The following is a 22,591-nucleotide window of genomic DNA, read 5'->3' as shown; positions in this document are numbered from 1 at the left end:
CTTATCTCTACCAATTCAGAAATCAGGCCTACTTACAGCTCGGCAGTAACGTCTGATACATAGTTTTAAAGCCTTTAAGAGATACCGTTGCAAGTTCTACTTTTGAACCATCACCTTGAAGCTCGACCTGCAATGACTGAGCGCTATAGAACGATTCAAGCTGGGTCAGAGGAACGGTTGCCCAGTGAGTCTTACCTTTAATCCAAACATCCATGGTAAAGCGAGTTCCATCATCCAGCACAGCTTTCGCTGGATAACCCAATTCCTCTCTCAACAAGCCATTAAAGAACAGGAGATTGACGCCTTCAGTAGTGCATCGCAGTGCAACCGTATCGACATTACCGTCACTTTTCACACTCGACACGCCAAGGATAACCGATTCACCAGTATCGAAGCTTTTCGACTCGTAATGCTCCCAGTCTTGATAAGTGTCCGAAAGTTCCAAACCAGCATTCGCATTAAAAGCAAACAGTGATAGTAAGCCTGTAATTAAGTGTTTTTTCATCTCTTTTCCCAATAATTAAGCCACGCCTTTTCGTTCGCCTTAGCCTGTTATTGATTAAGACAAAACACTACTCAGTACGCGGCTAAACAATGACTAAATTACTTGGTTTTCGCCGATACTTCTGGAAGTAACACAGCTTCAAAACGCTCCGCTTCACTCAAGAATTGACGCATAATCAGATCTACTTTGGCTTTATTACCTTCGCTATTTGCACGACGCTGCGCCTGAATCAAACGCGGGCTATCCGTTAGTAAGTAAGACTGCTCCATTGCGTTCAGCATCCCCAAATCAGAGCGCAAATAGCGGTCAATTTGGTCATCGCGTTGCACCAACTTGTTCTCCAGTACCTGTTCATCTGCGCCTTGTTCTGCCACGGCGCTCAACACTGAGTGCGTCAGAGAAATCAGCTCGTCAACACGCTCTGGCGCACAGGTAAACAGAATTCGGCCTTCGGCTTGTGGGCTGTGTACGTCTTGCCAGAACCAGCTCGCGACGCCATAAACGCCTGATGCTTGTTCACGAAGCTTAAGTCGTAGTTGCTCTTGAACTAACTCACCGCTTAACTCCAAGTAATATGCGTTGTCTGGTCGCCATTGAGAGCTTTGAGTTAAATAGATCTCGACCTCTGCTCTCGGCTCTTTCGAATCGGCTGTGCTGTAACGAACCATTGGAGAAGAAGCTTTCACATCGTAGAAAGTACGTTTTGGCTCTTTCACTTCGATTGAAGACAAGTAGCGGGCAGCGAGTTGCTCCAGCTCATTTGCAGAGATATCTCCGACAACAAAATAGGTGTAATCGGTTTTACCCGCGATGTACGTCTGATAAACGTCGCTTAGCTTCTCCGTGGTGTAGCTTGGAGCTTGTTCGCCATTATCGCTATACACGGTTGGAATACCTGGGAAGCGTAGCTCAGAGACTTTGCGCACAAAGCGATCTGCACCATCGAACTGGCTGCCATTTAAGCGCTGCTCCATCTCAACTTGATACTCTTTCAAGGATTTCTCTGATACCGGACTCGACGCCAGTTTCAAATGAAATAGCTTGAGCATTTTTTCAAAACTGTCAGTTTTTGCCCAACCTGAAAAACCCTGTTGATAATCGCCAACCAATGTCGACATCACTACTGGGTTGCCTCGGAAGATGGTCTGAATATCAGCCTGAGAGACCTCACCAACACCGGTATCATCGACGAGGCTTACAGCGGTTCTCAATGCTTGATAATCACTCTGAGGAATAGAGCGAAGTCCACCTTCCGTCAGCGCCTTAAAATGCACTTGGCCCGGATTACTATCGCTATAACGGTAAACAAGTTTGCTGCCATTACTCAATCGGTATTCCGTAATTCGGTGCTCTGCCCATTTTTTCTCTTGCTTGATCGTCCCCGGTTTTGGATCAACCACAGGTAGTACAGCGTTGCTGTCATCGACGACCCAAGGCTGCTGCTTAGTACGCATGCTCATTTGCCACTCACTCTCCACCCATTCAGATGCAAGTTTTGGCTTACGCTTGTCGGTAGGTTGAGTGAGCAGAACCAAGCGAGATTTAGGCTCAATGATATCGAGAAATGCCCCGTTCACCTGCTGCAATATAATACGGTCCAGAAAGTACTTATTCAGCTCATAAGCTTGATCTTTACTTACCAGAATCTGACCACTTGCCGCAGCAACCATCAAATCTCCAGCAAGATCAATGCTGTAGTTTTTCTTATCTTGACCTCTTTCGATGACACCTTGTAAACGGCTAATCTCTCCATTAACTTCGGCCTCAGAAAAACCTTGTTGCGCCAACTGAGCGACAAACTGGAACAGCCCTTGTGTTGCTTGTTGGTACTCACCCTCGACTAGCTGTAGAGAAAACACAGCTTGCGTTGTTTCTCTGCCGACATTCGATGAGTAGAAGTTCGCGGCATTGACCACGTTATCTTCATCTTGCTCCCAACGCTGCAAGCGCACATTGAGTAAGCGTGTAGCAATTTGATGCGCGAGATCTTGCTGATAACGTGCGTAACTCAGGTCCGGTTCAAATGTAGAGAAAAAGCTCACTTCAACCGAAGGGGATGAATAACCCTCTTCAGAAACAACTTCGCTGCGCCAACCATCCACGAGAGGAATGCTGTAATCGATCTTCTCAAGTTCAGATTCAGGTGCATTTTCATCTCCCATTTTCTGGGTGATCAGCTGTTTAACCTGCTCTGTTTGAACGTCGCCGACCACCACAACAGACATATTATCTGGACGATACCATTTGTTGTAGAAATCCGCGACACGATACTTGGATACATTTTGAATGGTCTGCGGGTCACCAATAGGGTCTCGAGTGACATAGCGTGAGCCCGCCATTTCGATGGCACTTTTCTTATCACCCAAGCGCAACATTGGTCCTAAGCGAGCACGCCACTCTTCAAGCACGATGCCGCGCTCAGCATCAAGGTCGCCCTTCAGCATGGTCACATTACTCGCCCAATCGGAAAGAATGTCCATAACTAACTCAAGCGTCTCAGGATCATTGCTCGGTAGGTTCAAAGTATAAACGGTATTTTCAAAGTCGGTGAATGCATTGATATCCACACCAAACTTCATACCCGCCTCTTCGAGCACCTTAATCACGTCGTTCCCCGGATAGTGCTCGGTACCATTAAACGCCATGTGCTCAACGATATGAGCAACACCTCTTTGGTCGTCGTCCTCATTCATTGAACCTGCATTAACGACCAAACGAACGTAAACTCGCGATTCTGGGTTTGTGTTTTCAGCAATATAGTAGCTAAGGCCATTCTCGAGCTTGCCGACTTCGACACTGCTATCGAAGCTTAATGTCTGCGCTAAACCTAAAGACGTATCTTCACTGTTTGTTGGAGTTGTTACCTGACAAGCACCCAAAAGTGCGGCACTTGCCAAGATCAGTATCTTGTTAATTTTCATGAATATTTAAATGACTGTGTTTGAGTACATAAGGTGATCTGGTTTTGTTCTTCTTCATGTGTCTCCCGATGAGAAACCTCAACAACATGTGTATCTGGAAGTTGCTGCGCCATGATCTCTCTGATCGAACGATAGCTCTCAGGATCAAGAGCAGACATTGCTTCATCTAAGAACAGCCATTGTGGTTTTTGAACCAAGCTGCGAGCCAACATGATTTTTTGCAACTCACCACCTGACACACTCTGTTGCCAGTTACTATTTAGATCGAGCTGCTCACTGAATTTACGAATACCAGCGAGAGTTAAGGCATCCACCAGTTCTAAATCAGATGTCGATTCGCCGTTTGGATACAATAGAATGTCGCGTAAGCTTGCATTAGGCAGATACGGCTTCTGAGGAATAAACATACACTCGCTATCATCTGGCATGCTCACTTCGCCATTTTGGTATGGCCACAAACCCGCCAACGAACGAATGAACGTACTCTTACCGCCACCCGAGACGCCTTTGATGGTGATACTCTGTGAAATCGCCCCACTCTGTTCAGATAGCAGTGGTTGCTGTTGTGGTGAATACAGATTGAGGTCACGCCATTCTGGTTGACTCGAGCGTGGCATAGCATTCGCGGCAGGCAATGCCTCTAGTTGTGTGTGGAAGGTGATCAAACGGTCAGTCACCGCACGCCAATCAGCAAGTGACTCATAGGAATCAACGAACCAACTGAAGGCCTCTTGAACACGGTAGAAACCGGTCGCAGTTTGCATCATGTCACCAAGCTGCAACGCACCACTCATTAGCCGTGGAGACGCCACCAAGTATGGGAAGATACGAGCAACTTCATTGTAGCCACTGGTAAATGCACCGTATTTTAGCTTCATGCCAGTGAGTTGCTGCCAGTTGTCCCATACCTTGCCGAATAGGTTTTGTGTTCGATGGTTCTCTGCTGATTCACCACGTTGTAGCGCAATAGATTCCGCATGTTCACGAACTCGCATCAAGTGGAAACGAAAATCTGCTTCACTTTTCTCTTGTTCGAAGTTCAATGGCACTAAACGCTTTGCAATTTTGTGCGTTAACCATGTACCGATAATTGAGTAGACGATGGCAACCCATACCATGTAACCCGGAATGACCCACTCACTGCCCGCGAACTCAAAAGTAAGGCTGCCAGACAGGTTCCATAGAATCACAACAAATGAGAACAGGCTTGTGATAGTACGTAGCAGACCTAAGCCCATCGACAGTGTTTTATCACAGAAATCTTTAACATCTTGCGAGATACGTTGGTCTGGGTTATCGCTATCTGGATAACTCAATTGGTGACGATATAGACGTTTACCACCTAACCACTTCTGTAGAAAAGTATGGGTAAGCCAACGACGCCAGCGGATTCTCAGCGTTCTTCTCAGGTATTCTTCAGCCAGATCAACCACGGTATAAACCATCATGATCAACACGAACTGGCCAAGCATATTCCAGAAGTTATTCCACTCTTCATTCTGCATTAAATTGAAAAAGTCACGGTTCCAGTTGCTGTAAAGCACCGCGACTTCAACGATCAGGTAGTTCAATCCGACTACAAGTCCTAACAAGAGCCAAGCAATGCGCTTCTCGTCGCTACGCCAGTATGGGTGTGCTAGCGACCATACTTGCGAAAGGAATGATTTGTCTTTGAGAGACAAAGGAGATGGGTTAGACATAGTTCACCAAAAACGACAAGGCAACCAGCAGCCAAAGCCACTGGTTACCCTTTACCAAAATAAAAGAAATGTGATTGTTAGAATTCGTAACCTAGCTCAAGCCAGAATTCGCGGCCTGGTGAGTACATACCGTAGTCACCTTGTCGGTTGGCTTTGATTTCATCTTTACGAACTTGATCAAGTACATTGAGTACATCTACTTGCACGTATGCAGTGTGTGTACCAAACAGGCTTGGTTGGTAACGTAAGCGTGTATCCCATTGAGTATGTGTGCCGTATTCATAGTGACGGTAAACCTCAATATTTGCGTCAGTTGTAGACATGTACTCGTATTTATTAACCGGCGCCTTGATGTAGACTTTGTTTGCCCACGTCAGATCATAACTAGGGATCCTCATATCTAGACCAAGGCGAGCAATCCATTCTTCTTCATTGCTGTTTACTTCTTGCGCCATTTGCGCCTTAGTCATTAACTTGCCATCGAAGATCACTGCCTGATTCGAGTCAGTAATGTCAGCTTTCTCAGTCACTAGATAATCGACTGCCATTTTTGCAGACCATTGCGTTGGGCCTAGTACCCAAGGAAGGATATTAGTCGCCTGAAGTGTGTATGTGTCCGTTGAATAGCCAGAATCATTGAAATAGGTATAGATCGTTTTACCGCCAACATTGTTTTCTTTGTGGTCTATGTTGTCTTCATAGCTACGATGTACGTAACCTGCTGACATTAGGAAGTTACCAGCCACCTGATCAATACTGAAGCTGATTTCATCTGAATATTGAGTATCTAGGTTTTTCACTGACTCATAGTCACGTGTTTCATCGCCATTTAGCTTTAAGATTTCGCCAGCAAGCTTCATCATTGCAAATGAACGACCGTAATAACGGTTAGCACCTAGATTCACAGTCGTCTTATCTGTAGCACTCCAAGCGCTGCTGAATCGATACGCAACATTGGTATTTTCCAAATAATCATCTCGGTCTACACGAACACCTGGTCGGAATGTAAAGTCATTCCATTTTATGATGTCTTGAGCGTAAAACGCATAATCTTGATAGTTGGTAGCAACAGTACCTTTGCTTACGGTTGTTGTTTTGTCATCAAACACAGAACCGAACAAGTAGGTTACAACTCTCTGACTAACATTGTCATCGCGATTGAAATCGAAGTCTGTTTTCTTGGTGCTCAAACCCAAAGACGCCACATGAGACGTACCTGCAAACTCCATGCGGTCAAAGTTATAGTCAAGTTTAAGCTCTATATTTTGTTGAGTCAGTTGGCTATCACCGTAACCGCCTTCCTCATACTCCATGTCGTTGTCATAATCACTGGTTACAACAGCGTAAGTCGAATTGGACTCACGCTCATCTTGAAATTTATCGTAGTTAGCCGTCGCAGATAACGCCCCAGAACCAATACGTTGAGTCCATTTAATCGTCGAACCATATGCCAAATGTGTATCTGTTACGTTTCCATCCAAGTTAGTCGCGTAGTATTTACCCTCTTGATAGTCAGATAAACGAAATCCTACCTCTAGGTTACGGTCAACATTCGGAGTCCAATTAAAGTTTGCAAGGAAATTATCCGATTGGCGCGTGTGGTCCCTGAAATCAGTGTCACCAGCTTTGTTGATTAAACGCTTCTGACTAATGTCTGATTCACGGCGGCTAAAGCCTACAACCATACCGATATCATCTGTCAGAGACTGTTCAGCCATCACACTGAAGAAATTTTTCTCATAATCAGGTTGGAAATCTGCACCATAACCATTTGGTGTCGCATTTTCGACGTCAGATTTAATGTTGCTATCAACCTGCATTTCAGCCCAATCTGACTGGGTAGTTCGGTAGCGTAATCTTACACGGTCTTCGCCACTGTATTTTTTGGTGGTCGCATTAATTGCACCACCGGTAAAGCCACCAAGATGTGCTGGTACATTGGATGTGTAAGCTTCTACACCGCCTAATAAATTAGCATCAAAGTAATATGCTTGCTCAGAGCTTAAGCCTGGTAGAGTACCGGCGGTTCCATCGAATAAGCCACTTGGGTCAAGGTCATTATTGACGTTTATGCCATCGATAAGATAAGCAGTTTGCGACGGATCTGCGCCATGAATAGAGACCGAAACAGGCTTGATTTCACCGCCCTGGAAACCATCTAAATCACCACCAGCAAATCGTACATTTGGGTTGTCTTTTAGATAATCGGTCAAGTTGCCGTTTGAAGAAGGGGTATCTTTGATGTCATCCGCATCTAGAGTTTGCTTTGTTGAAAGCTCATCGTCTCTCGTGTCAGTAACATTAACGCTAAGTTCAGCTTCAGCCTCAGATGGTTTTTCTGTTTCAGCGTAAACGCTAGACACAGAACAGAGCGACGCAATGGTCGCTGCAAGAAGAGTTTTATTAAAAGGGTGCATGTTAAAAAGGTCTAGGTGATAATAATTATCATTAATGCTAACAATAAGGCATTCACCAAGTAAATCCCTCACCCACCACCAATAACTGCAGGATAATCTACCAATACCTCCGTTTAGTTAATGAAAATGCAACATTCATTGCTGTTATAAATTATACCCAGATCTTATAGAATCCTTTAGCCACAAGGGTTAATGAAAATAAATATCATTTGGAATAAAATGTCGCTCACCACATTTACTCACACAAACTGTTAACAAAATAATTATTATAAGAAATGCAGTTTTGTTAAGGCAATCGATAAAATACAAATCAATGACAATTCATACAGAAACAAGACAGACAAGGAATAACTAGCATCTTGAAATAAATTTAAATCGATTAAAATCAATTATTTAAACTAAAAATAACAATGTAACACGAAAAATAATGCTTCACATATAAATAAAAACAATTATCATTCCCGATCTTTTGTGATTGCTTCACCGAATATTTCCAACCAACACAAGCGCTCATACTGATGATTCAACTCCGTTTTACACTCTTAGCAATATGCTCATTCTGTCTGCAAAATAATGCATTTGCAGAATCAATCACTAATCAAAAAATACAAGAACAAGTCGGGCATATAGAATCAACATCTGCAATCCAAGATAGTATTGAGTCGATCGACGACCGAGCTCAGTTACAACGTGAAACGGCAAGATCCCTAGATCATGAAATAAGGTTACAAAGCCGCTATCAAGGGCAGCTCACTAATCAACTGATTCAACTACAGAACGTTATTGATGGGTTAGACGTTGAGATGGATAACATCCGCAAAACTAAGGTCAGCTTATACCCACTACTAGAGCAAATGACCGAAACACTGACAGAACTTGTGTTGGCCGATCTCCCTTTCGATCGACAAACGCGACTAAAACGAATCAACCAATTAAACGACAACTTGATCGATCCTCAACTGAGCGATGCTGAAAAACTCGAACGGATCTTGATTGCCTATCAAACAGAAATCCAATTCGGCACCGAAGTAAAAACATGGTTTGGCCGACTAACAGCTGATCAAGAAGTTCAATATTTAAGGGTTGGACGTTTGGGTTACTACTATCTATCACTTGATTCATCACTGGCTGGTGTGTGGCGTCCGAAACAACAGGTATGGGCAACGCTCTCAAGCGAACAAACCAAGCAGGTCAACCAAGCTATTACAGCACTGAATAGTGGCAATGCATACCCACTCCTCACTCTTCCAAAGGCGCAATAATCATGAAGAAACTAACAGCTAATAACAGCACTTCCATGATGAAAAAGAGCCATTGGAAATCCCGTTACAGCGCGATATTGATAGTCAGCCTAGCCACAATGTTGGGCGCTAACCAATCTCACGCGACAGAAGAACCAGTTCGTTCACCTGTTTCGGCGAGTGAAAAGTCAGAGCGTTCAACAACTAGCGATTCATTGCAATCCATCTTTGAACATGTTGAGAAAGCGAGCCAAGCTGATATTCAGCGCTACCAAGAGCTTAAAGGTCGCAAACAAGAACAGCTCATTGAAGCAAATGCGCAAGTCACCGCGCACCAGACCAAGCTACAAGCACTCAACACTCGCAATGCTCAGTTAGAGGAGCAGGTTCTTCAGCTACAGCAAAAGCTGCAGGACAAACAGAAACAGGTCAAAGCCGCTAAAGCTGACATTGTTGAGGTCATTGATCTCACTTCTGCTCAACAGAAAAATTTCCTCTCAAACAATCGCCCTTTGGCGACTTGGACAAACGTGAAAGAACCGCAACCTGTCGATGAAAATGACTTCAGTATCGCAACCATCCACCAGCTTTGGTTGGCAATGGTGCAACAAATCTCTACATCGAGTGCACCAAGCGATCATGTGGGTGAGATATTGCTGCCCAATGGAGAAATCAAACAAGCTTCAATTCAACAAGTTGGTGCATTTAGCCAGTTTGCTGAAGGCTATGGTTGGCTTAGTTTTGATGGTGCACGCCAACAGTGGATTCAGCTCACTCCACAACCTCAATTAGTTCATAGCAACGAGCAATGGCTGATCGATCCTGCCTTTGGTTTTGGCTTCTTGGCCAACGCCAAGCAACCTAAATGGTATGAGGCTTACTTACCTGCCGGCATTATTGGGCTGCTCATCGGTGTTCTTGCTGTCATCGGTTTTTCTATCGGTTTAGCACGCTTATTCAGCGTAACCAGAGAGAAAAAAGCAGTGAAGCAGCAAGCCATAGAGCTCAGTAAATTATCCGAAAAAAACATGTTAGGTCGTGTGCTCCTTCAAGTTAAGGGATGTACAACAGACCAACAGATGGAAGATGTTGTAGACGCCAACATTAGCCTAGAGATGCCATGGCTAAACAAAGGTATAGGTACATTAGCAGTGTTAGCCGCAATAGCGCCATTAATGGGGCTTTTAGGCACCGTTGGTGGAATGATCGAAACATTTAGTGTCATCACTGCGCAAGGTATTACTGATGGTGAACTGCTTTCAGGTGGCATTGCAGAAGCGTTACTGACCACAAAGTTAGGGCTACTAGTCGCAATTCCTCTATTGATATTGCACTGTCTGGTTAAGACACAAGCACAGCAGTTATCGGAGATTTTGGAGCATCAGGTCACCAGCTTAGTCGTGGACATCCGACACGGTAAACAAGCGTAATGCTAGAGCAATTATTAAGCGCACGCTTCCCCATGGACCACCCCATTATGTGGGCCATTGGCTTGGTGTCTTTGGTCATGTGGGGGTTAATCATCCAATGCTATTTTCGTTTTCACAGCCTGAAGCAGTTAGATCTCGCTTCGCAAATTCACCACGTGAGTGCTCGATACTCAAGTATTACCAGCAGTGAGCTAAAGCATGTTCAACAAGGTTGGATTAGCCAAATTAATCAGCATCTTAATCTAGGATTAAACGAAATCAAGCTCTGTGTTCGCATTCTTCCGATGCTCGGTTTGCTGGGTACAGTCGATGGAATGATGGAGTGTTTTGAACAGTTGAATAATGACAATGTGTTGAACGCTGTTTCTAATGGTATCAGCCAAGCCATGTTGACTACTCTGGCCGGCCTGCTCGCAGCCATATCTGGTATGTACTTAGCCTATAACCTAAAGCGACAACAACAAAAGCTAGTAGAGTTCTGCATCAAACAATGGAAAACCGATGAAAATTAAAACGTTCACTGACAGAGAAGATTCACCACAAGTAGACCTGACTCCATTGATTGATGTGGTATTTATCCTATTGATCTTTTTCATCTTGTCGGCCAACTTTCAAAAAGAGTCGACCTTAAACGTTGATAGGCCTAGTGCATCAAGCTCGACTCTCACACCACAATCGGAAACTCTGACTGTGAGCGTCGATCGTGACAAAAACATCTGGTTTAACGGGCAGACTGTAAACCTCAGCCAACTTCAATTCCAAGTTAAGACTCATACAACTGAAAAACAGACCACTAACGCTATTGTTAATGCCGATCGCTCTTTAGACACTGGCACTCTTATTTCTGTTATCGACACACTGCGTTTATCAGGGCTTACCAATGTTGCTATCGCTACCCAAGACCAGTAAACCCAAGCAGTTCGGTACCCTTGGGTTGGCTGTGGGCGTCAATCTAATCCTGGTTTTGGTACTGCACTTGCTTGTTTCAACGCCAACGTTGACGCGAGATAGCTCCGCCTACCCGACATATGTCCAAACCATCACCTCTCAGAAAAAGCCACAAGAGCCGGAAACAATGAAGCCTATTGTTGCAACCAGCGCACCTAACTCTGCGCCAAGTCGCCCGGCCCTAGTTAACTTTGAGATACCCGATATGGAAAGCCTAGTAGCTCTCCCAGAGGTGACGTTTAAGCCGAGTGATGAGTTAGACGTTCATCTCAACTTTGATTTTTCATTTTCGGGCGAAGGTTTACAACAAGGGAGCAATTTCCGTTCTCAAGTGATAATGGCAAAACCAACTTACCAAATTCCGCCAAAATACCCGGCTAAAGCGAAACGTAATGGCATTGAAGGACATATCACTTTTTCATTGTTGATAAACCAGCAAGGTGAAGCTGTGCAACATAAAGTTGTAGAAGAGTCGCCTCCTGGGGTGTTCTTGCGTTCATCACTACGTTCCGTCATGCGCTGGAAGTTTGTACCACCACAATCAGGTGAGCAATGGCAACAAGTCACTATAAGTTACAACTTGGAAGATTAAAGGATGAGAATAGTTTCGCTACTTATGGCTATGCTAGTGAGCGCTGGTACTTGCGCTCAGGTCGACATTCAAACCTTTGAGCGCTACCAAAAGCTCAGCCAATTTCTAGAACGTGATGATATTGATATACAAGTGTTTGAACGTTTTCATCACAATCATCTAGGTGACAATAAAGAGACGTTAGAGCTTACCAAAAGCCTTTATTTACAAGCTTGCTTGAAGCTTGAAAAACTCAAATGCGCACTAAACAGAACCAATGAACTGTTGGAATTAACCGAAAACAGCGCTAACCAAGAGCAGTTATTGCGCCTTGCAGTACAGTTAAACTATCAGAATGGCCGCCATTTAGACGCCCTATCGCGTTTTAATGAATGGAATTTAAACCGAGCATCATTATCAAGTACTGAGCAATCAAAGCTACCTAACACATTGAAAGCTGAGGTTTATACCCTGGCTGCGCACAGTGCTTATCAAATCGAGAAATGGTTAGCGAGTGTAGAGGCGATAAAAACAGCGATTGAACTCAATCCAACAAAGCAGCGCTACCAGCTCCTATTAGCAAGCTACCAACGTTTGAACGCGCATGAAAAAGAGCGAGAGACACTGCTCAAAGTTACTCACCTTTATCCGAATGAAGTGAAGCTTTGGGCGCGCTTGGCTCAATCTAGCCTTTATTTTAAGCAGCCAGCTCGCGCTATTGCTGCGCTTTCAGTGGTGCGAGAACTAAACCAACTGACGGAACCACAAAGGCTACTCTTGGCACAGCTACAATTAACTCAAGGAGCAGCTGCAAGTGCCTATCAAACTTTGGATGAACATCGCCCATCAACTCAGTACCAAGATAAATTCAACAAACTGAAGCTACATGCTCTACTCAAATCTCGTCAGCGTGAACAAGCTCTGCAGCTGCTGAATTTGTTACCGAGCGACACTCAACTCGCGACCAAAATTCAACTCAGCTACAACGAACAAGAGTGGGATAAAGTCATCGCGCTTCTAGATCAACAAATCAAACAGCAGCCCGATAACCCAAGATGGAAGTTATTAAAAGCGATCGCGCATTTCGAGTTAAGTCAGTACGACCAAGCAAAACCTATATTGACAACTCTGGTTGGCGGCAAGCTTGATCGCTCAGCACAACAATGGCTCGCTCAAATCGAATATTTAAGCGATGCGAGCTAATCAGGCGTTACCCTCCTATCACCAAGATATTGCCGTCGGTAAAGTAATCATGGTCATCGTTTAGAACCTCGGCTCTCGCTAAGGGCTGTTGTTCTATCGATATCTGAGGAAGGTTTTGTTTCACCTGCAGCTCTAAGCTATCACGCTCTGCATCAACGTTCGGATCAATGTTATGCAAAATCGTCACAATGCCTGAGTATGGCGTTAGCTTTAAGCCGTTGTCATAACTGATCGCACCTAGCCACTTGGTCTGTTGGGTCACTGGATCCAATCCCGCTCGCCACCATCTAATATGGCTGCGTTTCATCAGATTACCAGGTAGCTGAAATGCCATATCTTGTGGCTCACCTCGCCAATACAAGTCGGAAACGGGCGGCGTATTTTCTTTTAGCAGTGTTAGATAACCCGCCCATTCAATCTCATTGCGAGAGAAGGTTTGATTCTCTATCCAACCAAGCTCTCTCATCAGTTCTCGCGGACTCTCACCGATATACATAACGTTGATTGCTTGTGCGTCATAGAAAGAAGACTTCCCCGGAAACGCCTTGTATGTCACCGCATCTAAATGTATTGACTGCGCCGCTAACTCTGAAGGTTGCGTATTAAAGTCATCAGCCTTCCAGAAGAAATGGGCATAATTTGCGTAAAGCACCCAAGCCACCAGCAGCGCACTCGATTTAAGCATCACTTTTCGCCACTTAAGACGACGAGCAATAATGGCAAACACACCGACGACAAACAAACCAATCAATAAGCTCTGGTGCTCTGCGATAAAGGTTTGAACCCCTTGCAACATCGGGAAATGCTCTAGGCCATGAGCCAGTAGTGCTCCCCAAAAGATAAACTGACCACCACCCAGTATCAGACCAATGGTCGCCAGCAATGAAAACTTATGCCAAGAGACTCGGTGCGCTCCAGCGATAACCGGCACAACCCAAGCTATGGGGCCAAGCAAGCGTGCAAACAGAATTATGTAAGTTCCCTTTCTGGCGATAAGGTATCGACAGCGTGCTATCAGTCGCCTTGTTTTAGGTCGATAAGCCATCAACTTTCTCTGTGCCTGAAAACCCCATTTCGAGCCAATGAAGTAGCTAAGTTGATCACCGATAAAGCCGCCCAACATTACCCATACCAAGGCCGACCATACGCCAGAATAAGCTTGATACCCTGCGGCAATGAAAAACGGCTCCCCCGGTACAAAAAGGTTGGGGCCGATCAGTGCATCACCTAGTGCGCCTAGAAACAGTCCTAGTCCCTCAAACATAGCGATACCTTTCTAATTATTGCTCTCTGTAGTGGCCGAACTGGTAGTTCATTTCGTTGTTACGCATTTCGCCTTTGAAGAATCGACGCACGTTCGCCTTAAGGTAAGTCATGCCTGTTTCAACAACGCCATCTTGGTCTAAACGTCTTGGGTCAAAACCAAATGTCATATTGAGGAAGCGGAAACGCCATGTTTTGCTGGCTCTCTTAACGTAGTCACAGTCTTCGCACAGTACGATCTCTTCATCGAAACCACCGATTTCTTGATGTGCGCGTTTGGTAGAGAAAATACAAGCACCTACTGCAGTCGGGAAGAAGAACTGAGTTGCAAACAACCCAACGTTAAATAAGCCGTATCCAAACTTGTGTACTAAAGGTAAACCTTTAGAGCTCATGTAAACGCCAGCCACTTCAAGCTTACGCTCATCTAGTTCATACAAAGCTTTAGCTAAGAAGTTTCTTGGAAGCGCTACATCGGCATCTAAGAAAAGAATGCGATTGTATTTCGCTAGCGAAGCGCCGGTATTACGACCTAAACTCACGCCTCGCTCTTGCATATGATGTACAGTGAGCGAAGGCAACGCACTCTCATACGCTTGTGCTACCTCTCGGGTTTTATCGTCACTATTTGAATCAACAACGATAACTTCAAACTCTTGGTGTGTCTGAACACTCAGTTCTTCCATTAGACGCCCAATGCGCTTCTCTTCATTTAACGTGATAACCACAATGCTGATCGGTTCCATAAATCCACCTGTTACGTTCTGCTGTTTAAGTTGCAATAAGATTAACTAGGTACGCCTTAACCAATCCTTAGTTTGGCATTCATATTCCGTTCATTAACGTGATGATTTGATGAAGGTTAAAATGGATTTGGTGACAGTGCAGAAAACAGATAAAATGGCAAAAACGAGCACTTCCGGTGGTTTTCTCTACAAACGCACCAATTTGCTCGTTTATTTTATTTCCAAGTGGGGATCTTGCTTGCTCAATCAAGAATAGAGTGTTAGTATCCGCGCTCGCTCAAACATGAACTTGTTTATGTTGAGCATTACCACACACTCAAGGTCGCATTGAGGTGTGAACTTAATTTTTACTAATTTGAGAGTAAAACTATGAAATTCGAAGCAGTAGTACGTACTGAACTAGGTAAAGGTGCGAGCCGCCGCCTACGTCACGCTGGACAATTCCCAGCAGTTGTTTACGGTGGTGAAGCAGCGCCAGTTTCTATCGCGCTAGCACACGACGAAGTAATCAACCAAATGGACAAGCCTGAATTCTACGAAGCAATCACTCTAGTGATCGACGGCGCAGAAGTTAAGGTTAAGCCACAAGACGTTCAACGTCACGCTTACAAGCCAAAAGTTGAGCACATGGACTTCATCCGCATCTAATTCCCTACCAAGGAATTAGTTGGATAAATCCAACCTTTTGCATAAAAGATAAATCGACCTTACCAATCGATAAATCTAAAAATTCGAAACCCCGATGCTACCAACATCGGGGTTTCACCGTTTTTGAGCCCTCAAAAACGTCGTAAATCTCGCGCAATACACTGAATGAGTACACTCTAGATAACACTGTTTTGGAAGAGATCAAAATTAGTAAATAGATAGAGGGGAGTGTTGAGATGGTTGTCGCTGTTTACCTCAGCAGATTACTGTGCATTGACAGAGAGATATAGTGGTTCTACCAAAAGAAAGTAGCCTAGTTATCTTCTTAAGCTCTTCTTTCTAGAATGCTTGAAATGTCTTTTTTGATTTCCTCTGAAAAGCGTTCAAATTGTTCTGGTGCAACCAAACCGTCCTCACACATTTGCATAAGTTGAATAAATGCACGGCTTCGAGAGTGACCATCAAAAATAAACTTCATTTTCTTTTGAGATTCTTTGGAGTGCTGGCACATAAAGTTGAACCTTTCACCTACAGGCTCAGACTCATCAGTAATCGTTTTGATGGCTTCATCTAGCTGTCGAGTACAAAACACCTGCGCCGCTTCCCTCTTTATCTCACAAAAGATTTTCCAATCAGACTCTTTGATATTCATGCTGACCTCCATAAAGCGTTACTTTTTAGGATAGAACACGGCGCCATAAATACTTGTTATAAAGCGGATTCTAGTGAGCTCATAGTCTCAACTGACCTCAACGCCCCCTTAGAAAACTCCAAGATACTTATCGCAATTTGATCTACAGGCATGGACAAAAGACATTGACCATCGGTTCCAAATATACGGCTACCTCCTAATCCACGAATGTTCTGATCGTTAAGCGCTTGTGGCCAATTACACTGTAGAACAAATGCATCGAGTTCCTTAGCTATTTCAGAAGCCATTGAATAATAGCCCGTTACGGTATCTTCATTGCAGCTTTGACTGATATAGCTAGGCCAAACTATTATTTCTGGAGAGCAGGAACGAACTTGAGAGATAAACCAATCTGTATCCTCGACTTCTCTACAAATTACCGTGGTACAGCGAGTGCCATCAAGATCCAACACGTATCTATTGCTACCTTCAGCAAAAAACTGGGATTCACTTTCAGTTAATCCAGCCTTATCCCATTGTGCGATGACCTCACCTGTTTTATTGATGCAAAAATAACTATTAAACACATTTGAGCCAACTACTTTAGGTGCACCAAAAAACAGATTTGTTCGATACCTTTTCGCTAAATTTTGTAGTTCAACTATGGCATTTTCAATTAAGATCTCTTTAGACTCAGCTTTTATATTTCTATGAAAGCCACTTAATGCAAGTTCAGGGAAAATTAGGACATCTAGTACATCTAGCCTTTTAATATACCCAGATATCGTCGTAAGGTTTTGTGCAACAGTCCATCTCATTTGCATCTGAACAATACCAATTTTCACTCTGTACTCCTTTAGCGCCTTAACGCCCTTTTACAGTATGAGCAACGCAATACTAATGCCGCCGCAACCACCTTAACCACCAAAACCAACGCATAGTGAGAATACCAGGCGTTGCGAATCCCTCTTGAACAGTTGTATGGCTATTTTACATCTGTAGCATCCAAGTACTTTTCGAGCTTTGATGTTGCGAGTTTTGTAGCCATTGCTTGAGCTACCTTCCATACTGTCTCTATGGAATTTTCCTTGAGGTCTTCTTTTACAGCTTTCCAAATATTCTTTTGACGTAGTGCAGCCAAAAAGTCATGCCCTTGCGCTGTTAAACGTACGTTACAGTCACACCATGAAAAGTCATCAATATCATCGTAATCAGGAGTAAAAGGTGATCGACCATTACTAAAAAGATATTGGATAAAAACTTGGTCATGCAAAATCCCCATGTGAAAAGCAAATTGATTATTCACTGAGCTAGAAATTTTGGAGATTTCACTGATAAGGGGGAAAGGTTTAGGAACTTCCTCAAATGCTTCTAAGAGTTGCTTCAAATACTCATAATCAACTTTCATTCTCGATTTTCCTAATAGTCACATAACGCCTGCGATAAGGTGCCCCACACCGAACTAGCAAAGCACACTGAACTCCATACCAAAACCACCGAGTGTAACAGGTCACCTTGATTGCTTTGTTATAACTTTGGCCAATCATCACCTTCACTTCTAGCAACAAAGTCAAAGTTCATTTCTGTACCGAATGGTTCTATTGGAAGCTCTGTGCCACCTTTTATGATTCTTAGCTGGTTACTTGTTTGTTGTTCATTTAAATAAGACAAGGCATCGTGAACTCCTGATGCCTTTGCTGTATCAATGATTTCAGCCAAGACAACTTTCTGATTTTCTGTAAGAGCCTCAAGTAATTCATTTTTGGCTTCGTTACCTGTAACTTTGGGAAAGCCTTTCCCCGTTACCCAACCAGAAGCTGCACTTTCACTCAATGACACCATATCATCAATAAAAAGCTTATATTCTGCGATTGATTTAGACATTGAATTCCTTTGAAGTTATCGCCCTGTTCTTACGAATCCCCTCATAATTTCTATATAAACAATGAGTAGACGCACATCGCTCATTCTGATCTAATGAATTTCACCAAAAACACACCTGATTAAGTGTGGCGAACGCTCTTGGCAATGGAATAAAACGTTTACCCTCAAGCAACAAATAAGCCGCAGTTTTTAGGGGGAAGCCAACTGCTAAACGCTCACCGCTTAAGTACTTTGCTTACTTATACAAAAGTCATTCCAAAAAGTAGCCATACAATAATGGCTTTGATTTAGAATAGAGTTCAGGCTATTTACTTACGTATTCCGTTTTACAATCGATTCCTACACATCGAATAGTAATAGTTGTACTCTTTGTCGTTGTAACTGAATTTGTGGCTTTTTTGGAGCTAGTAGTGTCCGAGAGCTCTACTGGTTCCGCATCAAGCACCGCTAGCATTTCTTCCTTGGTCGAATCAAAATCTAAAATCTCCATCAACTCTAACAATTCTGAATCAGAATATTCTTCGTGGTGACCTCGCAGTGTTTGAACAACTTCCACTTTGGAGGAATCAAAATCGAAAGACTCTACGAGTGTTATTAACTCTTTAAATGTCAGCTCTCGATTTAGATCGCTTACATTCTCGGAAACAAATCTATTTTTTGTTGAGTCAAAATCAAAAAAGCCTACATTTCTCAACAGGTCTTCGGGCTCCATAGCCTGAACACTTAAAGAACAAACTAAGCATAGTAATCCTGACATGATGATCTTATACAACCTCAAACTCCTCCTTTTGTTCGATTTATGTAACTATCAATTAAGATGAGACAATTGCTTTTTATGTTTTAACTTGATCCAAATACCACTTAGCCTGCTCCCAGTTCATATCTTGCTCCATATGCCAATCAAAAGGACGTGGATTACGGTGATGTTCGACTATGTACTGTAAATGTTGGTGTGCTATTTCTGGGTCATAGACGCGCCATACCAAGCGCCTAGTTGCGTTCCAAGTTTCCCTAGCAAGAAACAGAGCATTGCCTCCGGCTTTAATTTCCTCGTCTAGTTTATCGCAGAACGGATCGACTATATCTCTCTCCTCTTGCGACGGCAGGCCATTTTCGATTAAGTCGTCGAAGTCAATAATTACAGACAAATGCCAACTAAATATTTCTTTGGGCTCAAAATCCTTCAGATTTGAGTTTAATACAGCAACACAAGGCAGGCCTTCGCACTTCCAATCTCCAACTAAGAATTTTTCTTCAGGAATAACTACTCGAACTTCGTTTTCTTCAATTTGCTTTTTCTTTCTCAGTAACTTTCTTAACACCAAACCATCCTCTGAAAATAGCTACCACGAATCAAAGTTTTTCGCTGAATTCACCACACTGGTTACACTTGTAACCCTGTTTATAGAAGAACAGAGGAAAGCCTAACAATATGAAAACCAGAAACGCTGGCCGCTTTCCCTTTGTATACGCAGATAAATCACTACTTCCGCACTGAGGGCAAATATCTTGCTTTTCTCCTATATCTTGAGAATGACTTTCAAGGCTTTCCGAAAAGTCACTCATCAGAATTTCGGTCGCTTCCTCTAAATCTTCTCCTGCAACCATTAAACGAACACCTCCAATGGCATTTGAGTATAGCCATTGCGTGTTCACGGTGTGCTCATCTGCAATGAAACATTCGATTCCGGCACTTTCTAGATTTGCTTTGGCTATATGAGCTTCATGAGGAAAAGAAAACCTTGCTACCACAACCATGAATTTCTCCCAGGGGCTAACGTTTTGGTGGATGTCGTATAAACATTCTGATTCATTCGTATGATTAACGCCGGTACTCCACTAGCCGTTCGCTTTCGATTTCAAGTTGAAATATGCAAATTGGTAAATTGCATAAAAATGCATAATAAATCAACAGATTTACAGAAAAAATTATCGATATAAGCACCAATGGCGTTGTTAGCCCACTCTCAAAGATATTCGTATCATAACAACAAATATTACCCTGATTCATCCAAGTCCTCCCTAACATTACTTACCACTAATCAGCCAATTAGCAATTCCAGTGATATAGATTATATTTACTATTACTCTAAGCAAAAATTGAGAGATTTTTATGCCTCTTGCTAGACTAATTTACGTAAGTACGATATCCCAAAACTGTGATGCCCAAGACCTACAAGATATTTTTACAAAGTCTCGTGAATATAACGAGGAGCGAAAAATCACAGGGTTGTTAAGTCATAACAGCGACTACTTTCTACAATGCTTGGAAGGCTCTCGCGAAGAGTTGAACCACACATACAATCACATCGTAAATGACCCGCGCCATTCAAAAGTAACCATCATCTACTACAAAGAAATCCATTCAAGACAGTTTGGTGATTGGTCTATGGGGGACGTCCCACAAACCCATCTAACCTCATTACTCAACCTTCAATTTTCGGGTTCGACAGAATTCAAACCTTATGAGCTAAGCGGGAAAAGTGCCTATCTCATGCTCTTAGAGTTAAAACAGCATCTACCATCTGAATAGTTGTGCTTTAACCTGTTAAGCTAGACGAGATGCTTGATGAATACTTAAAGCAAGTCAAATGCTGAATTTCACGCACTGCCTTTACTTATAATCTACTGGGAGACTTACGTAACCCCCACAGTGATATATTGACAGGTACAACGTTTAAAAGTTGTAGACGTTCTAGCAGCTAGGACCACTCCATATCAGCCATACATCCGCCGACTATTGGCTGACGACCACTTTCGTATTCGCGATACGGTCGTGCAGCGGGCGCTTTTGCTTTCCAAATATCATAAGAATGTTGATGATGCTGATAACACCACCCACCCAAGGAATGTACCCAACGAACACCATCAAGGCATATCGTTTGAAAACCAAATCTTGAACGCTTGCTTGAGTGTCATCTATGTACACGACCTTAATTTTTAGAATCTTCTTCCCTATTGTTTGTCCAGTCTGGCTCAATGATTTCCAGTTAATCGCGCAATATAGTCCAAACCCAAGAATAGCCATAATAGCTTGGTATTCCAACGGTGCCTCGACAGGTGGGGTTTGAGCTAGACCGTCCAATCCACCGGTAAAATAAGCGAGAGGGAGCATCACTACACTCAAGATCAGTGAATCTATAATAGCTGCGCCTAGGCGAGACCACCTAGATGCCAATAAGCTAGTAGGGCTATGTCCATCTTCCATCACGTTTTCCTTATGTTTTCTATTTTCAATAGTCAGTACATATCGTGCAGGGGAGAAACCAAACAGTGTCAATATTGCCGCACGAGAACCAAAAATCAGAACACTGTGAAAATGCCAAGTGTGGTGAATCTATCACCCACAACAGGTGATTACCTATTTGCCTAACCCTGTTTCATCAGTCTTTATTAATGTCACACCATCCACTTCCATAACCCATTGTCCATCTGATAAATAGGGAGGCTGAGACACGACAAAAGTCGTCGCTAAAAAGGCAAAACCAACAACAAAGTCGTCATCGACAAACTCTTTTATCGGCGCATTGATCGTAGTTGTTCCACCTTTATGTATTCGCTTATAAGATATCGTGCCATCTGCAAGTATTAGTAAATACATATCCACACTTTGCCACTCGCCGACATATGACAATTTATTCTCTGGTAACGGGTCACTACACCCTGCAAGTGCAAACAACGACAATAAGATAACTAATAGTTTTTTCATCATTCGTCTCGATAGTCTAAGGTCTGAGTACGTTCCGAATCACCACTTCATGGATAAAACTAAGAAAAGTGCTGCACTTCGACGGACAAAATGCCACTAACGATAACTCGTCCTAAACATGTAAAATGAATTATGTGTCCAGTGAGATATCATCCCAATGTTCCTCTACCCCATAGGCCCAATCAATTGCTTTTCGTCGTTGTGATATCACGCTTTCATCAAACCTGCATTTTTGCTTTGTAAGTGCACACTCACGAGCATACCAATGCAAACGATATAGCAAATCCGACTGCGCTTGGATCTCATGAATTGGGCGTAGTCGTGCATTTCGAATAAAATCAATCGGATCACTTTTAAAGGGTATTTTGCTTGCGAGATCATCATCGCAACACCTGAAGTGATCTAAGCCTGCAATACCAATACACCAAGCCAAAGCCTGAATACTTTCAACCAGCCAAGAAATATTTATTTTATCTTGCTCATCGATTACTGTTTGAGAAAGCAGTTGGCGTTCATATTCACTAACGTATGGTAAAAGTTCATATTGATTTAATGAATCGAGCAAGTCTTGCCCTTTGGCATCATAAGCTAATCCGATTACATAAGCTAAAGCACTTAACCTTGATGCAATATCTTGTGCCGTTCTAGGGCTTACATCTTCCAAACGTTCAATTTGAGGTAAGTGCTCAGGAGTATCAACTCCAATCGTTTTGAGATACTTGATACTTTTCTGTTTTACAGCGTCCATATTCATTTTCCAAAGAGCCTTGTTGG

Annotated in this window: 24 protein-coding genes; 8 read left to right on the top strand and 16 right to left on the bottom strand. The window is 43.2% G+C overall.

Annotated elements, in window-relative coordinates; translation table 11 throughout:
• Positions 1–28: 28 nt before the first annotated feature.
• The 4 genes from VFDL14_RS07095 to VFDL14_RS07110 form a co-directional block, all read right to left on the bottom strand.
• Positions 29–505, bottom strand: coding sequence for a hypothetical protein (locus tag VFDL14_RS07095; protein ID WP_032552200.1), 477 nt, complete (start codon positions 503–505; stop codon positions 29–31).
• A gap of 98 nt (positions 506–603) precedes the next feature.
• The gene (locus VFDL14_RS07100) at positions 604–3,426 is read right to left on the bottom strand and encodes a M16 family metallopeptidase (protein ID WP_084181888.1); all 2,823 of its coding nucleotides are present in this window, start codon (positions 3,424–3,426) and stop codon (positions 604–606) included.
• On the bottom strand, positions 3,423–5,126 hold the full coding sequence (locus tag VFDL14_RS07105; RefSeq protein WP_032552198.1) for an ABC transporter ATP-binding protein/permease: 1,704 nt from the start codon (positions 5,124–5,126) through the stop codon (positions 3,423–3,425). The genes VFDL14_RS07100 and VFDL14_RS07105 overlap by 4 nt, the downstream gene beginning before the upstream one ends.
• 77 nt (positions 5,127–5,203) lie before the next feature.
• Positions 5,204–7,543, bottom strand: coding sequence for a TonB-dependent receptor plug domain-containing protein (locus tag VFDL14_RS07110; RefSeq protein WP_032552197.1), 2,340 nt, complete (start codon positions 7,541–7,543; stop codon positions 5,204–5,206).
• Positions 7,544–8,061: 518 nt separating this feature from the next.
• Between VFDL14_RS07110 and VFDL14_RS07115 the strand changes: the two genes are divergently transcribed.
• The 6 genes from VFDL14_RS07115 to VFDL14_RS07140 are packed head-to-tail and all read left to right on the top strand — an operon-like array spanning position 8,062 to position 12,936.
• The gene (locus VFDL14_RS07115) at positions 8,062–8,805 is read left to right on the top strand and encodes a DUF3450 domain-containing protein (RefSeq protein WP_032552196.1); all 744 of its coding nucleotides are present in this window, start codon (positions 8,062–8,064) and stop codon (positions 8,803–8,805) included.
• Between the two features lie 2 nt (positions 8,806–8,807).
• Entirely contained in the window at positions 8,808–10,214 is a 1,407-nt protein-coding gene (locus VFDL14_RS07120; protein ID WP_235201738.1) for a MotA/TolQ/ExbB proton channel family protein, read from the top strand.
• Positions 10,215–10,246: 32 nt separating this feature from the next.
• Positions 10,247–10,726 carry a MotA/TolQ/ExbB proton channel family protein gene (locus tag VFDL14_RS07125; RefSeq protein ID WP_235201737.1) on the top strand — a complete coding sequence of 160 codons (480 nt, stop codon included), beginning with the start codon at positions 10,247–10,249 and terminating at the stop codon, positions 10,724–10,726.
• A complete protein-coding gene (locus VFDL14_RS07130; protein ID WP_032552194.1) occupies positions 10,716–11,123 on the top strand; it encodes an ExbD/TolR family protein in 408 nt (135 codons plus the stop codon). Before VFDL14_RS07125 ends, VFDL14_RS07130 begins: the two co-directional genes overlap by 11 nt.
• Positions 11,095–11,754 carry an energy transducer TonB gene (locus VFDL14_RS07135; RefSeq protein WP_032552193.1) on the top strand — a complete coding sequence of 220 codons (660 nt, stop codon included), beginning with the start codon at positions 11,095–11,097 and terminating at the stop codon, positions 11,752–11,754. Before VFDL14_RS07130 ends, VFDL14_RS07135 begins: the two co-directional genes overlap by 29 nt.
• Before the next feature lie 3 nt (positions 11,755–11,757).
• The gene (locus VFDL14_RS07140; RefSeq protein WP_050487445.1) at positions 11,758–12,936 is read left to right on the top strand and encodes a tetratricopeptide repeat protein; all 1,179 of its coding nucleotides are present in this window, start codon (positions 11,758–11,760) and stop codon (positions 12,934–12,936) included.
• 7 nt (positions 12,937–12,943) lie between these two features.
• Here VFDL14_RS07140 and VFDL14_RS0123310 read toward each other — a convergent pair whose 3' ends face one another.
• On the bottom strand, positions 12,944–14,200 hold the full coding sequence (locus VFDL14_RS0123310) for an LssY C-terminal domain-containing protein (RefSeq protein ID WP_032552192.1): 1,257 nt from the start codon (positions 14,198–14,200) through the stop codon (positions 12,944–12,946).
• A 16-nt stretch (positions 14,201–14,216) separates the two neighbouring features.
• On the bottom strand, positions 14,217–14,945 hold the full coding sequence (locus VFDL14_RS07145) for a glycosyltransferase family 2 protein (protein WP_032552190.1): 729 nt from the start codon (positions 14,943–14,945) through the stop codon (positions 14,217–14,219).
• Between the two features lie 369 nt (positions 14,946–15,314).
• On the opposite strand from VFDL14_RS07145, the gene rplY reads away from it, so the two are divergent.
• Entirely contained in the window at positions 15,315–15,593 is a 279-nt protein-coding gene (gene rplY, locus VFDL14_RS07150; protein ID WP_032552189.1) for a 50S ribosomal protein L25, read from the top strand.
• A gap of 325 nt (positions 15,594–15,918) precedes the next feature.
• On the opposite strand, the gene VFDL14_RS07155 is transcribed toward rplY, so the two are convergent.
• The 7 genes from VFDL14_RS07155 to VFDL14_RS07185 all read right to left on the bottom strand — a co-directional run bounded on the left by VFDL14_RS07155 (position 15,919) and on the right by VFDL14_RS07185 (position 19,866).
• On the bottom strand, positions 15,919–16,245 hold the full coding sequence (locus VFDL14_RS07155; RefSeq protein WP_032552188.1) for a hypothetical protein: 327 nt from the start codon (positions 16,243–16,245) through the stop codon (positions 15,919–15,921).
• Between the two features lie 56 nt (positions 16,246–16,301).
• Complete coding sequence (locus tag VFDL14_RS07160; protein ID WP_032552186.1) at positions 16,302–17,069, bottom strand: carbon-nitrogen hydrolase family protein; 768 nt, start codon at positions 17,067–17,069, stop codon at positions 16,302–16,304.
• 140 nt (positions 17,070–17,209) lie between these two features.
• Positions 17,210–17,632, bottom strand: coding sequence for a DUF2513 domain-containing protein (locus VFDL14_RS07165; RefSeq protein WP_032552185.1), 423 nt, complete (start codon positions 17,630–17,632; stop codon positions 17,210–17,212).
• 119 nt (positions 17,633–17,751) lie between these two features.
• Positions 17,752–18,108 carry a DUF6547 family protein gene (locus VFDL14_RS07170; protein WP_032552184.1) on the bottom strand — a complete coding sequence of 119 codons (357 nt, stop codon included), beginning with the start codon at positions 18,106–18,108 and terminating at the stop codon, positions 17,752–17,754.
• Between the two features lie 304 nt (positions 18,109–18,412).
• Complete coding sequence (locus VFDL14_RS07175; RefSeq protein WP_225312834.1) at positions 18,413–18,865, bottom strand: DUF4476 domain-containing protein; 453 nt, start codon at positions 18,863–18,865, stop codon at positions 18,413–18,415.
• Positions 18,866–18,941: 76 nt separating this feature from the next.
• A complete protein-coding gene (locus VFDL14_RS07180) occupies positions 18,942–19,430 on the bottom strand; it encodes a DUF695 domain-containing protein (protein ID WP_032552183.1) in 489 nt (162 codons plus the stop codon).
• A 31-nt stretch (positions 19,431–19,461) separates the two neighbouring features.
• Positions 19,462–19,866: a DUF2007 domain-containing protein gene (locus VFDL14_RS07185; RefSeq protein WP_032552182.1), complete on the bottom strand. Its 405-nt coding sequence runs from the start codon at positions 19,864–19,866 to the stop codon at positions 19,462–19,464.
• 355 nt (positions 19,867–20,221) lie between these two features.
• On the opposite strand from VFDL14_RS07185, the gene VFDL14_RS07190 reads away from it, so the two are divergent.
• Positions 20,222–20,641: a BLUF domain-containing protein gene (locus VFDL14_RS07190; protein WP_032552181.1), complete on the top strand. Its 420-nt coding sequence runs from the start codon at positions 20,222–20,224 to the stop codon at positions 20,639–20,641.
• 204 nt (positions 20,642–20,845) lie between these two features.
• Here VFDL14_RS07190 and VFDL14_RS07195 read toward each other — a convergent pair whose 3' ends face one another.
• The 3 genes from VFDL14_RS07195 to VFDL14_RS07205 all read right to left on the bottom strand — a co-directional run bounded on the left by VFDL14_RS07195 (position 20,846) and on the right by VFDL14_RS07205 (position 22,565).
• Entirely contained in the window at positions 20,846–21,316 is a 471-nt protein-coding gene (locus VFDL14_RS07195; RefSeq protein WP_032552180.1) for an RDD family protein, read from the bottom strand.
• A gap of 153 nt (positions 21,317–21,469) precedes the next feature.
• The gene (locus VFDL14_RS07200) at positions 21,470–21,817 is read right to left on the bottom strand and encodes a lipoprotein (protein WP_084181887.1); all 348 of its coding nucleotides are present in this window, start codon (positions 21,815–21,817) and stop codon (positions 21,470–21,472) included.
• Between the two features lie 130 nt (positions 21,818–21,947).
• Positions 21,948–22,565, bottom strand: coding sequence for a DUF4272 domain-containing protein (locus VFDL14_RS07205; RefSeq protein ID WP_032552178.1), 618 nt, complete (start codon positions 22,563–22,565; stop codon positions 21,948–21,950).
• Positions 22,566–22,591 lie beyond the last annotated feature (26 nt).

It is taken from the genome of Vibrio fortis (assembly GCF_000695685.1).
Lineage (GTDB): Bacteria > Pseudomonadota > Gammaproteobacteria > Enterobacterales > Vibrionaceae > Vibrio > Vibrio fortis_A.
Note: the sequence above shows the minus strand (reverse complement) of the source record. Positions and strands in the feature narration are given on the sequence as shown.